Raw genomic sequence first — 14440 nt, 5'->3', positions numbered from 1 at the left:
TGTGCGAGCCGGTCAGGACGCGCCGAGGCGGCGGTCGATGAACGCGAAGAGCTCGTCGTCGCTGGCTTCGTCGAGCGTTTCGGTAACCGGTGCGGCCGCTCCGGTCACCTCGGCCCACTGGCCGGTGAGTGCTTTCAGCCGGGCCGCGACGCCGTCGCGTACGGCCAGTTCGGCGATCTCGTCCGGCAGGAGGGCGGTGAACGCCTGCTCCAGCCGGGCCAGTTCGTCGAACAGACGCGGCGTACGGGCCGGGGCGAGCGTGCTCAGCAGGTGGTCGGCGAGAGCGCGCGGCGTCGGGTAGTCGAAGGTGAGCGTCGCCGGCAGACTGAGCCCGGTGGCGGCGTTGAGGCCGTTGCGCAGTTCAACGGCCGCGAGCGAGGTGAACCCGAGGCCGGTGAACTCCAGGTCCGGGTCGACGGTGTGCGCCGCCCCGTCGCCGATCGTGGCGGCCACCTGGGTGAGGACCACGTTCAGCACCGCCTCGCTGCGACCGACGGGGTCGGTCGAGGCGAGCTGCTCGGCGAGCGTACGGTCCGGTCCGCGCCGGCTGGCCCGGCGCTTCGGTGCCTCCCGCAGCAGGCCGCGCAGCACCGCCGGCACACTGGCCGGGGTGGCCGTCGGGTCGAGCCGCAGCGGCACCAGGGCCGGCTCCGCGGCGCCGAGGCTCAGGTCGAACGCGGTCAGGGCCTGGGTCTCGGTCATCGGCAGGATGCCCGTGCGGGCCATCCGGGCCAGGTCGGCCCCGGCGAGGGTGGCGGCCATGCCGGCCGCCCACGGCCCCCAGGCCAGGGACGTGCCGGGCAGGCCGGCACGCCGGCGGTGGGCGGCGAGGGCGTCGAGGAACGCGTTGGCGGCGGCGTAGTTGCCCTGCCCCGGGCCACCCACGACGCCGGCGGCCGAGGAGAACAGCACGAACGCGGTCAGGTGCCGGTCCCGGGTCAGCTCGTGCAGGTGCCAGGCGGCCTCGGCCTTGGGGCGCAGGACCGTGGCGACGCGCTCGTCGGTCAGCGCGGTGACCACCCCGTCGTCGAGCATCCCGGCGAGGTGCACGACACCGGTCAGGTCGGGGAGGCCGTCGAGCACCTTGGCGAGCGCGGCGCGATCGGCGGCGTCACAGGCCACCACTGTGGCGGTGGCTCCGGCGGCGGCGAGGTCGCGGACGAGAGCGTCGGCGCCCGGCGCGTCGGGGCCCTGCCGGCTGAGCAGCACCAGGTCGGTGACGCCGTGCCGGGTGACCAGGTGGTGGGCGACGACAGGGCCGAGTCCACCGAGGGCACCGGTGATCAGCACGGTGCCGGTGCCCGGGCCGGCGGCCTCGTCGCCGCTCGCCACGTACGGCGTGAGGACGGGGGTGAAGACGCCGTCCACACCGATGGCGATCTGGGACTGCTCGGCTGCCGCCGCGGCACGGATCTCCTCCTCGCCGGTGCCGGGTTCGGCGTCGACCAGGGTGAACCGGCCGGGGTGCTCCGACTGGGCGGCGCGGACGAGCCCCCAGACGGCGGCTCCGGAGAGGTGGGTGACGTCGCGGCCGGTGGCGCCGGCGGTGACCACGGTGAGGCGGGTGTCGTTCGCGATGGCCGACTGGAGGGCGCTGAGCGTCCGGGCGGTCGCGGTGCGGGTGGCGGCCAGGGGGTCGCCGCCGTCCGCCGCGATCCGCAGGATCACGGTCTCGGTGTCGCCGGTGTCGGGCAGGTCGATCGGCGTCCAGTCGAGGCGGTGCAGCACCGACGGCGGCGCGTACGCCCGCAGTCGCAGGGCGGCCACGGAGACGACCGGGTCGCCGACGGCGTCGGCCAGCGTGACCTGGACCGCGTCGCCGACGCTCAGGCGGACCTGGGCGGCGGTGGCGCCGGGCTGGTGGACGGTGACCCCGGACCACGCGAACGGCACCTTGGCGGCACCGTCGCCGGTGTGCTCGTCGAGGCCGAGGGTGTGCAGGGCCGCGTCGAGCAGGGCCGGGTGGATGCCGTAACCGCCGGTGTCCACCTCGTCCGGCAGGACGACGTCAGCGTGCAGGGTGCCGTCGGTGTCGCGCCAGGCGGTCCGGACCCCCTGGAACGCCGGGCCGTAGTCGAGGCCGCGTCGGAACAGCTCGTCGTAGAGTCCGTCCACGTTCAGCGGTGCCGCGGCGGCCGAGCGACCCACCGGGAGAGCCGGTGCGTCGTCGGTGGGAGCGAGGGTGCCGGTGGCGTGGGCGGTCCAGGTCGCGCCGTCGGTGCTGGCGTGGATGGTGACCGGGCGGCGGCCCTCGTCGGTGGCCGCGCCGACCCGTACCTGGATCTGGGCGCCACCCTCGTCCAGGATGAGCGGGGCGGAGAGGACCAGGTCGTCGAGGCGGTCGCCGGTGCCGGCGGCGAGGGCGGCTTCCACCAACGCGGTTCCGGGCACCAGGAGGGCGCCGTCGACCCGGTGGTCGGCGAGCCACGGCAAGGTGGCGACCGACCAGTGGCCGGTGAGGACGCGTTCCCCGCCCGCCTCGGCGAGGGTGACGGCGGTGTCGAAGAGCGGGTGGCCGGTGCGGTCGCGGCGCGCGGCGGCGGCCGGGCCGGCGGGCCAGTAGCGGCGGTGCTGGAAGGCGTAGGTGGGCAGCTCGATGAGGCGTCCGCCGGGGTGGCACTGTGCCCAGTTCACCGCGACGCCGCGCACGAAGACCTGGGCCAGGGCGGTCAGCAGCGTGGTCGGCTGGTCCCGGTCAGAGCGTTGCACGGGTACGAACACCGCGTCGGAAACGCAGTCCGCGCCCATCGCGGACAGGACCCCGTCGGGGCCGATTTCGACGAACGTGCTGACGCCCGCGGCCTCCAGGGTGGCGATGCCGTCGGCGAACCGGACCGCTTCCCGTACGTGCCGCACCCAGTAGCCGGCGTCCTGCGTCTCCGCGACCTGACCGGTCACGTTGGACACCACCGGAATGCGCGGCGGCGCGTAGGTCAACGTTGCCGCGACCTGAGCGAACTCGGCCAGCATCGGCTCCATCAGCACCGAGTGGAACGCGTGACTGACCCGCAGCCGCTTCGACTTCTTGAAGTTCGCCGCCACCGCGGCGACCTCGTCAGCGGCACCGGACAACACCACCGAACGCGGACCGTTGATCGCCGCGACGGACACCCCGCCGGTCAGCAGCGGCAGCACCTCAGCCTCGGTGGCCCGCACCGCGACCATGACGCCACCGGCGGGCAGGGCCTGCATCAGGCGGCCTCGAGCCGTGACCAGCTTCGCGGCGTCGGCCAGGGACAGCACCCCGGCGACATGCGCGGCGGCGATCTCCCCGATCGAGTGCCCGACCAGGAAGTCCGGAGTCACACCGAACGACTCGACCAGCCGGAACAGGGCGACCTCGACCGCGAACAACGCCGCCTGCGTGTAGACCGTCTGGTCCAGGGCCTCCGCGTCGTTCAAGATCACCTCGCCGATCGGCCGGTCGAGATGACGATCCAGCTCCGCGCAGGCCGCGTCGAACGCCTCCCCGAAAACCGGGAACGACGACGCCAACTCCAGGCCCATGCCGGGCCGCTGCGACCCCTGGCCGGAGAAGACGAACGCGAGCTTGCCGTCGACCACGTCACCGGTCACCAGGCCGGGATCAGTCCTTCCCTCGGCGGCTGCGTCGAGGGCGTCCCGCCCGAGCACCACCGCCCGACGGGGGAAGGTGCCGCGCGTGCTGAGGGTGTGCCCGATGTCGGCGGGGTCCAGCCCGGGATGGCTCTTCAGGTGGGCCAGCAGCCGGGTCGCCTGGTCGCGTACACCGTCGGTGGTGGTCGCGGTGAGCGGCCAGATCGTCGGCCCGGTGTGCGGCTGCCGGGGTGCCGGTGTGGGCTCGGGAGCGGCTTCGAGGATGACGTGGGCGTTGGTGCCGGAGACACCGAACGACGAGACGGCGGCGCGGCGGGGACGGCCGTCCACCGTCCACTGCCGTTCCTCCGTGAGCAGTGCGACGGCGCCCGCCGACCAGTCGATGTGCGGGGACGCATCGTCGGCGTGCAGAGTGCGCGGCAGGACGCCGCGCCGCATCGCCTCGATCATCTTGATGATGCCGGCGACACCCGCGGCGGCCTGGGTGTGGCCCATGTTCGACTTGATCGAGCCGAGCCACAGTGGTCGGTCGTCGGGGCGGTCCTGACCGTAGGTGGCGAGCAGGGCCTGCGCCTCGATCGGGTCACCGAGCACCGTGCCGGTGCCGTGCGCCTCGACGGTGTCGATGTCGGCGGCGCCCAGGCCGGCGCTGGCCAGTGCGGCGCGGATGACCCGCTGCTGGGCGGGACCGTTCGGGGCGGTCAGACCGTTGGAGGCGCCGTCGGAGTTGACGGCGCTGCCGCGGATGACGGCGAGGACCGGGTGGCCGTTGCGGCGGGCGTCGGAGAGGCGTTCGACCACGAGCATGCCGACGCCCTCGGACCAGCCGGTGCCGTCGGCTCCGGCGCCGAAGGACTTGCAGCGACCGTCGGCGGAGAGCCCACGCTGGCGGGAGAACTCGATGAAGGTGCCCGGGGTGGCCATCACAGTGACCCCACCGGCGAGCGCCATCGTGCACTCGCCGCTGCGGATCGCCTGGATGGCCAGGTGGAGTGCCACCAGGGAGGACGAGCAGGCGGTGTCGACGGTGACCGCCGGGCCTTCCAACCCGAAGGTGTACGCGATCCGGCCGGAGATGACGCTGCCCGCGTTGCCGATGCCGAGCAGACCTTCGACGGCGTCGCCGTCGGGGTCCAGTCGGGAAACGTAGTCGTGGTACATCACTCCGGCGAAGACGCCGGTGCGGCTGCCGCGTACGGTCGCAGGGTCGATGCCGCCCCGCTCGAAGGCCTCCCACGAGGTTTCCAGCAGCAACCGCTGCTGGGGGTCCGTGGCGAGGGCCTCGCGTGGGCCGAGCCCGAAGAACGGGGCGTCGAAGTCGGCGGCGTCGGCGAGGAAGCCACCGGAGCGGGTGTACGAGGTTCCGGGGTGGTCCGGGTCGGCGTGGTAGAGGCGGTCCACGTCCCAGCCCCGGTTGGCGGGAAAGTCACCGATCGCGTCACTGCCGGACTCGACGAGGCGCCACAGGTCCTCGGGTGAGCTGATCCCGCCGGGATAGCGGCAGGCCATACCGACGATGGCGATGGGCTCGTCGGCCCGGACGGGCGCGGTGACCTCGGGCGCGCCGGTCAGGTCGGCGCCGAACAGCGTCTCGTGCAGGTGGGCGGCGAGAGCGGCCGGGCTCGGGTGGTCGAAGACGAGGGTGGCCGGCAGCCGCAGGCCGGTTGCGGCGTTCAGGCCGTTGCGCAGCTCGACGGCGGCGAGGGAGTCGAAACCGGTCTCCTGGAACGCCTTGCCGGGGGCGACGGCCTGACCCGAGCCGTGGCCGAGCACGCTCGCGACGTGGGTGCGGACCAGGTCGAGGAGCGCTTCGCGCTGCTCGGCCGGGCGTAGGGCGCCGAGCCGCTGGACCAGGGAGGCATCACCGGTTGCGGCCCGGGCGGTGCCACGCCGCCCGGCCCGGACCAGGTTGCGTAGGAGCGGGTGGACGGTGGTCGGCGCGGTCCGCCCGGAGGTGAGCCGCAGCGGAACGACAGCGGTGCGCTGACCGGCCGCGTCGAGGAGACCGAGGCCGTCCTCGGGTGTGATCAGGGCCAGCCCGCCACGGCTGATCCGCTGGACGGCGTCCGGGTCCAGGTCGGCGGCCATGCCGGCGGCCCAGGGTCCCCAGGCGAGCGAGGAGGCCGGGAGCCCGGCCCGGTTGCGCAGGTCGGCCAGGGCGTCGAGGAAGGCGTTCGCGGCCGCGTAGTTGGCCTGGCCGGGGCTGCCGAGCAGACCGGCCGCCGAGGAGAACATCACGAACGCGGTCAGCGGGTGCCCTGCGGTGAGTTCGTGCAGGTGCCAGGCGGCGTCGACCTTTGGTCGGAGCACCGCGCCGAGTCGCTCCGGTGTGAGTGCGGTGACCACACCGTCGTCGATCACGCCGGCGATGTGGACGACCCCGGTCAGGATTCCCGCGCTGCCGATCGCCGCGGCGAGGGCGTCGCGGTCGGCCAGGTCACACGCCAGGACGGTGCTGGTCGCGCCGAGCGCGGCGAGTTCCGCGGTGAGGTCGGCGGCTTCCGGGGCGTCCGGGCCGCGGCGGCTGAGCAGCAGCAGGTCGGTGACGCCGTGACGGGTTACCAGGTGTCGGGTGACCAGCCGGCCGAGGGTGCCGAACGCGCCGGTGACCAGGACCGTGCCGGTGCCGAAGTCGTGGCTGGCGGCGGGTTCGGTGACCCGGGCCAGTCGGGGTGCGCGCAGGGCGCCGTCCCGGATCGCGATCTGCTCCTCGCCGGTGGCGAGCACCGCGCCCAGTTGTTCGTCGCCGTCGGTGTCGATGAGCAGGAACCGGCCGGGGTTCTCGGTCTGGGCGCTGCGGACCAGACCCCAGACGGCTGCGGCGGCCAGATCGGTGACCGGGTCACCGGGAGCGCAGCCGACCGCGCCGCTGGTGACGATCGCGAGCCGGGTGTCCCGTTCGACGGCGTCGCGCAGCGCGGCCAGGACGGCGGCGGTGGTGGCATGGGTGGCGGTGACCGGGTCGGTGGGGTCGCTGGCGGGTACGCGCAGCACCTCGGTTCCGGTGCGGTCGGACGTGCCGGGCGCCTCGACCGGGATCCAGTCGAGGTGGTGCAGGCCGTCGGTGCTGGCGGTGCGCTCGGCGTAGCGGCGCAGCACGAGGGAGTCGGCGGTCAGCAGGGTCCGGCCGACGGTGTCGGTGAGGTGGACACTGACGGCGTCGGTGCCGGCGTCGGCCAGCCGGACCCGGGCGGTGACCGCGCCGGCAGCCCGCACTGTGACGCCGGACCACGCGAACGGCACCCGGGCCTGACCGTCGTCGCTGCCCAGGACGCCGAGGCCGAGCGGGTGCAGGGCGGTGTCCAGCAGCGCCGGGTGCACGCCGTAGCGGCTGCCGTCCACCGAGTCGGGCAGCTCCACCTCCGCGTACACGGCGCCATCGGTGCCCAACCACGCCTGGCGCAGCCCGCGGAACGCGGGACCGTAGTCGAGGCCCCGGCGGCGCAGGGCGTCGTAGAGGCCGGTGGTGTCGATCGCCTCGGCCCCGGCGGGCGGCCAGGTGGCCGGCGTGGTGTCGTCGGCGCGCCCGGCGGTGCTGAGGGTGCCGGTGGCGTGGGTGGTCCACCGGTCGCCGTCGGAGCTGGCGTGGATGGTGACGGCGCGGTGGCCGGAGTTGTCCGCCGCGCCGGTGCGTACCTGGACCTCCACCCGTTGCTCGCCGAGGATCAGCGGGGCGGCGAGGACGAGATCGTCGACCTGGTCGCAGCCGACCTCGGCACCGGCGGCGAGGGCGAGTTCGAGCAGCGCGGTGCCCGGGACGACGACGTCGCCGGCGACCTGGTGGTCGCCGAGCCACGGCAGAGCGGTGCGCGACCAGCGGCCGGTGAAGATCCGTTCGTCGCCGTCGCCAGCGAGGGTGAGCATGCCGCCCAGCAGCGGGTGGTCGACCGCGTCGCCGTTGCCGGTGACCGTGGCCGCGGGCCAGTAGCGCTGGTGTTGGAAGGCGTAGGTGGGCAGGTCGATGAGGCGTCCGCCGGTCAGGCAGGGCGTCCAGTCGACCGCGACACCGCGCACGAAGACGTGGGCGAGGGCGGTCAGCAGCGAGGTCGGCTGGTCGCGGTCAGAGCGTTGCACGGGTACGAACACCGCGTCGGAAACGCAGTCCGCGCCCATCGCGGACAGGACGCCGTCGGGGCCGATCTCCACGAACGTGGTCACACCTGCGGCCTCCAGGGTGGCGATGCCGTCGGCGAAGCGCACGGCTTCCCGGACGTGCCGCACCCAGTAGTCGGCGTCCTGCGTCTCCGCGAGCTGCCCGGTCACGTTCGACACCACCGGGATCCGGGGCTCGGCGTAGGTCAACGACCCCGCGACCTGAGCGAACTCGGTGAGCATCGGTTCCATCAGCACCGAGTGGAACGCGTGACTGACCCGCAGACGCTTGGACTTGTACTTCGCCGCCACCGCGGCCACCTCGTCGGCGATCCCGGACAGCACCACCGAGCGCGGGCCGTTGATCGCCGCGACGGACACGCCGTCGGTCAGCAGCGGCAGCACCTCAGCCTCGGTGGCCCGCACCGCGACCATCACCCCACCGGACGGCAGGGCCTGCATCAGACGACCCCGCGCGGCGACCAGCTTCGCGGCGTCGGGCAGGGACAGCACCCCGGAAACGTGCGCCGCCGCGATCTCACCGATCGAGTGCCCCACCAGGTAATCCGGAGTGACACCGAACGACTCGACCAGGCGGAACAGGGTGACCTCGACCGCGAACAGGGCCGCCTGCGTGTAGGCCGTCTGGTCCAGGGCCTCCGCGTCATTCAAGATCACGTCGCGGATCGGCCGGTCGAGGTGACGGTCCAGCTCCGCGCAGGCCGCGTCGAACGCCTCCGCGAACACCGGGAACGACGACGCCAACTCCAGACCCATGCCCGGCCGCTGCGATCCCTGGCCGGAGAAGACGAACGCCAGCCTGCCGTCGACCACATCACCGGTCACCAGGCCGGGATCCGTCCGCCCGTCGGCCGCCGCGTTGAGAGCGTCCCGCCCGAACACCACCGCCCGGTGCGGGAACGAACCGCGCCGGGTGAGTGAGTGACCGACGTCGACCGGATTCGCGTCGAGGTACGGCAGCAGCCGCGCGGCGTGTGCGCTCAGCACGGCCGGCTCGGCGGCGCCGAGTGTCCACGGCACCGGCAGCGTCGCCGGCACGAGCGCGGCCTGCGGCTCCGGGACGATCTGCGGCTCCGGGACGACCTGCGGCTCTGGGGCGACCTGCGGCTCCGGCGTCGGGGGCGCTTCCAGGATCGCGTGGGCGTTCGTGCCGCTGATGCCGAAGGAGGAGACCGCGGCGCGGGCCGGACGGTCCACGCCGGGCCACGGCTGGGCCTCGGTGAGCAGGGACACCGCTCCGGAGGACCAGTCGACGTGCGGGGTGGGTGCGTCCACGTGCAGCGTGCGCGGCAGCACGCGGTGCCGCATAGCCATGACCATCTTGATGATTCCGGCGACACCGGCCGCCGCGACGGTGTGCCCGATGTTCGACTTGACCGAGCCGAGCCACAGCGGTCGACCGGTCGGGCGGTCCTGGCCGTACGCGCTGAGCAGGGCCTGCGCCTCGATCGGGTCGCCGAGCCGGGTGCCGGTGCCGTGCGCCTCGACCGCGTCCACGTCGGCCGGGGTGAGGCCGGCGTCGGCCAGTGCCGCCCGGATGACCCGCTGCTGGGCGGGACCGTTCGGGGCGGTCAGGCCGTTGGAGGCGCCGTCCTGGTTCACAGCGGTGCCCCGGACCACGGCGAGGACGCGGTGACCCTTGCGGACCGCGTCGGAGAGCCGTTCGACCAGCAGGAGCCCGGCGCCCTCGGACCAGCCGGTGCCGTCCGCGCCCGCCGCGAACGACTTGCAGCGCCCGTCGGCGGACAGACCCCGCTGGCGGGAGAACTCCACGAACGCGTCCGGGCTGGCCATCACCGTGACGCCGCCGGCCAGGGCCAGAGAGCACTCGCCGGACCGCAGCGAGCGGACCGCCAGGTGCAGCGCCACCAACGACGACGAGCAGGCGGTGTCCACTGTGACGGCCGGGCCCTCCCAGCCGAGGGTGTACGCGATGCGGCCGGAGGTGACGCTGGCCGCCGTCCCGGTGAGCCGGTAGCCCTCGACGCCGTCGGCGATCTGGTCACCGGTGCCGTAGCCGGAGAAGGACGCCCCGACGAAGACACCGGCGGGCTCGCCACGCAGGCCGGCGGGGTCGATTCCGGCCCGCTCGACCGCCTCCCACGCGGTCTCCATCAGCAGTCGCTGCTGCGGGTCCATGGCCAGTGCCTCGCGGGGTGAGATGCCGAAGAACGCCGCGTCGAAGCCGGCGACGTCGGCGACGAAGCCGCCGGCCCGGGTGTAGGAGGCGCCGGGCTGGTCCGGGTCCGGGTCGTAGAGGGAGTCCAGGTCCCAGCCACGGTCGGTGGGGAAACCGGCGATCGCGTCGGTGCCGGACTCGACGAGCCGCCACAGGTCCTCGGGTGAATCGACGTCGCCCGGGTAGCGGCAGGCCATCCCGATGATGGCGATCGGTTCGTCGGAGACGCCGACGGCCGGCGCGACGGTGTTCGCGGTGCGATCCGCGCCGGACAGCAGGGCGTCCAGCTCGGCGGCCAGGACGGCGGCGTACGGGTAGTCGAAGGCGACGGTGGTGGGCAGGCGCAGGCCGGTCGCGGCGGCGAGGCGGCTGCGCAGTTCCACGGCGGTCAGCGAGTCGAAGCCGAGTTCCCGGAACGGGCGGTCGGCCGGGACCGCGTCGGCGGACTCGTGGCCGAGGACCGCGGCGGCCTCGCTGCGCACCAGGTGCAGCAGGTACGCGCGGCGCTCCTCGGCGGTGCGGCCGGCCAGGAGATCGGCGGCCGGACCGCTGGGCTGTGCCTCGTCCGGCGCGCTGGCGAGCAGCGGCGTGAGCAGAGGGCTGTTGCGTCGTACGGTGAAGGCGGGTCCGAAGCGCGACCAGTCCACGTCGGCGACCACGACAGTGGTGTCGCCGGCGGAGACGGCGTGGGCCAGCGCGGCGATGGCGCGGGTCGGGTTCATGGCGGTGATGCCGCGCCGGGCGAGGTGGGCGGAGACGTCGGCATCGGCCATGCCGCCGCCGGCCCACGGACCCCAGGCGATCGCGGTGGCGGGCCGACCGTGGGCGGCGCGGCGGGCGGCGAGGGCGTCGAGGTACGCGTTCGCGGCGGCGTATCCGCCCTGGTCGCCGCTGCCCCACACGCCCGCGATCGACGAGAAGAGCACGAAGGCGTCCAGGTCGTCGCCGAGGATCTCATCGAGGTGTCGGGCACCGAGCACCTTCGCGGCGCCGAGTTCGCTGATGTCGGCGGGGCTCAGGCCGGTGAGCGGGGTCAGGTGGGCGACGCCGGCGGTGTGCACGACCGAGCGGACCGGTGTGCCGTCCGCGCGGAGCGTCGCGACGAGGGCGGCGAGAGCGTCGCGGTCGGTGACGTCGCAGGCCGCGGCGGTGATCTGGCACCCGGTTCCGGCCAGTTCGGTGGTCAGGGCGTCGAGGCCGGGCGCGTCCGGGCCACGGCGGCTGAGCAGGACGACCCGGTCGGCGCCGGAGTGTGCGGCCCAGCGGGCGACGTGGGCGCCGAGCGCCCCGGTGCCGCCGGTGACCAGGACGGTGCCGGTCGGCTGCCAGGGTTCGGCGGCGGTGGCGGGGGCGCGGTCGATGCGGCGGGCGTGCAGGCCGTCGGCGCGGGCCGCGATCTGGTCCTCGCCGGTGGTGCCGGTCAGGACCGCGACGAGCTGGTCGGTGACGTCCCCGGCGAGGTCGACGAGACCGCCCCAGGTGTCCGGGACTTCGAGCGCGGCCACCCGGCCGAGGCCCCAGAGCGCGGCCTGGGCGGGGTCGGGCGCGATGCCGTCGGTTCCCGTGGTGACGGCGCCGGTGGTGACGGTCCAGATCGGTGCGGTGCTGCCGGCGGTGGCCGCCGCGCTGATGAGGGTGAGCAGGCTGGCCGTGGCGTCGAGGTCGCCGGTGCGGGAGGGCACGTGCAGGATCCCGGCCAGTCCGTCGGTGATCCCCGGGGCGATGGCGATGTCCGGGGTGGCGCCGTGGCGGGTCAGCAGGTCGTGCAGCTGCTGGGCGGTCGGGTCCGCCGGGTCGGCGACGATGCGCCACCGCCCGGCGAGGGCCTCGGTGGGCGCGACGTCGACGGGCTGCCAGCTCTCCCGGTAGCGCCACTCGTCGGGCGTGCCGCTCACGGGTTTCGGCAGGTCGGGCCAGTAGTAGCGGCGCTGGAAGGCGTAGGTGGGGAGGTCCACAGTGCGAGCGCCGGGGTGGCACGGCGTCCAGTCCACCGCGACGCCGCGCACGAAGGCCTGGGCCAGCGCGGTGAGCAGCGCAGTCGGTTGGTCGCGGTCGGCGCGTTGCACGGGTACGAACACCGCGTCGGAAACGCAGTCCGCGCCCATGGCCGACAGGACCCCGTCCGGGCCGATCTCCACGAACGTGCTGACACCCAGGTTCTCCAGGGTGGAAATGCCGTCAGCGAACCGCACCGCTTCCCGCACGTGCCGCACCCAGTAGCCGGCGTCCTGCGTCTCCGCGACCTGCCCGGTCACGTTCGACACCACCGGGATCCGGGGCGACTCGTAGGTCAACGTTTCGGCGACCTGCGCGAACTCGGCGAGCATCGGCTCCATCAACACCGAGTGGAACGCGTGACTCACCCGCAGCCGCTTCGACTTCTCAAAGTGGGCGGCGACGGCCGCGACCTCATCGGCGGCCCCCGACAGCACCACCGAACGCGGACCGTTCACGGCCGCGACCGACACGCCGTCAGTCAGCAGCGGCAGCACCTCGGCCTCGGTGGCCCGCACCGCCACCATCACCCCGCCGGTCGGCAATGCCTGCATCAGGCGACCCCGCGCGGCAACCAGCTTCGCCGCGTCCGCGAGGGACAGCACCCCGGCCACATGCGCCGCCGCGATCTCACCGATCGAATGGCCGACCAGGTAGTCCGGGGTGACACCGAACGACTCAACGAGGCGGAACAACGCCACCTCGACGGCGAACAACGCGGTCTGCGTGTAGAGCGTCTGGTCCAGGTCGTCGCCTTCGGCGATCACGTCGCGGATCGGCCGGTCGAGGTGACGGTCCAGCTCCGCGCAGGCCGCGTCGAACGCTTGCGCGTACACCGGGAACGTGTCGTAGAGGTCCAGACCCATGCCGGGCCGCTGTGACCCCTGACCGGAGAACACGAACGCGAGCGGGCCGCGCGTGACGGTGTCCCGCACGACGCCGGCCGTGCCGCGTCCCTCGGCGAGCGCCGTCAGCGCGGCGAGCCGTTCCGCCGGGTCGGTCGTGGTGATCGCGGCGCGGTGCCGTAGACCGGCGCGGGTGGTGGCCAGCGAGTGCGCGACGTCACCGGGGTCGGCGTCGCGGTCGGTGAGGTGGCGGGCGAGGCGGGCCGCCTGGGCGTGCAGGGCGGCGTCGTCGTGGCCGGAGAGCAGCAGCGGCGCCGGGACGGTGACCGGCTCGCGGGCCGGCTCCTCGTCCCCGGGAGGGGCCTGCTCGACGATGACGTGGGCGTTGGTGCCGGAGACGCCGAAGGCGGACACCCCGGCCCGGGCCGGGTGGTCGCCGGACGGCCAGGGACGGGCCTCGGTGAGCAGCTCCACCGCACCGGTCGACCAGTCGACGTGCGGGGTGGGCGCGTCGACGGACAACGTCTGCGGCAGGGTGCGGTGCCGCATCGCCATGACCATCTTGATGATCCCGGCGACACCGGCGGCGGCCTGGGTGTGACCGATGTTCGACTTGATCGAGCCGAGCCAGAGCGGGTCGCCCTCTGCCCGGTCCCGGCCGTAGGTGGCGAGCAGCGCCTGCGCCTCGATCGGGTCGCCGAGCACGGTGCCGGTGCCGTGCGCCTCGACCGCGTCCACGTCGGCGCCGGTGAGCCCGGCGTTCTCCAGGGCTGCGCGGATGACCCGCTGCTGGGACGGGCCGTTCGGGGCGGTGAGGCCGTTGGACGCGCCGTCCTGGTTGACAGCGGTGCCACGGATGACGGCGAGCACCGGGTGGCCCAGCCGGCGGGCGTCGCTGAGCCGTTCCACCAGCAGCAGCCCGACTCCCTCACCCCAGCCGGTGCCGTCGGCAGCCGCGGCGAACGACTTGCAGCGGCCATCCGCGGCAAGCCCGCCCTGTCGTTCGAACTCCTCGAACGCGCCGGTGGTGCACATGACGGTCGCCCCGCCGGCCAGCGCCATCGTGCACTCGCCCTGCCGCAACGACTGGACCGCCAGGTGCAGCGCGACCAGCGACGACGAGCAGGCGGTGTCGACGGTGATCGCCGGGCCCTCAAGTCCGAAGAAGTACGACAGGCGGCCGGAGACCACGGCGGCCGCGTTTCCGGTGAGCAGGTGCCCCTCGGCGGCGATCGGCGTACGCATCAGCACCGACGCGTAGTCCTGCGTGTTGGAGCCGACGAAGACGCCGACCTGGCGGCCCCGCAGGGAGAGCGGGTCGACGCCGCCGCGCTCCAGGGCCTCCCAGGCCGTCTCCATGAGCAGCCGCTGCTGCGGGTCCATGGCGACGGCCTCCCGGGGCGAGATGCCGAACAGCGCCGCGTCGAACTCACCCGCCGCGTCCAGGAAGCCGGCCGGGCGGGCGTACGAGGCGGCCGGGTCCCAGCCGCGGTCGTCCGGGAAGTCGGACAGGGCCCCGGCGCCGTCGGCGACGAGTCGCCAGAGGGCCTCGGGCGAGTCGACGCCGCCGGGGTACCGGCAGGCCATTCCGACGACGGCGATGGGTTCCCGCTGCGCCTCGGTGAGTCGGCGGTGCTGGTGGCGCAGACGCTCGTTCTCCTTGAGGGAGGAGCGCAGTGCCTCGACGAGCTTGTCGTTGGAGGTGGCCATCATGAGCTCCGCACGTCGGTGG

Annotated in this window: 1 protein-coding gene; it reads right to left on the bottom strand. The window is 74.1% G+C overall.

Translation table 11 applies throughout. The annotated features are described in order from the left end of the window. Window positions 1–12: 12 nt before the first annotated feature. A complete protein-coding gene (locus tag GA0070619_RS33365; RefSeq protein WP_231927351.1) occupies window positions 13–14418 on the bottom strand; it encodes a type I polyketide synthase in 14406 nt (4801 codons plus the stop codon). Between the last annotated feature and the right edge of the window lie 22 nt (window positions 14419–14440).

This window comes from Micromonospora zamorensis (assembly GCF_900090275.1).
GTDB lineage: Bacteria > Actinomycetota > Actinomycetes > Mycobacteriales > Micromonosporaceae > Micromonospora > Micromonospora zamorensis.
The sequence above is the reverse complement of the archived record's forward strand: the minus strand, read 5'-3'. Positions and strand labels throughout refer to the sequence as shown.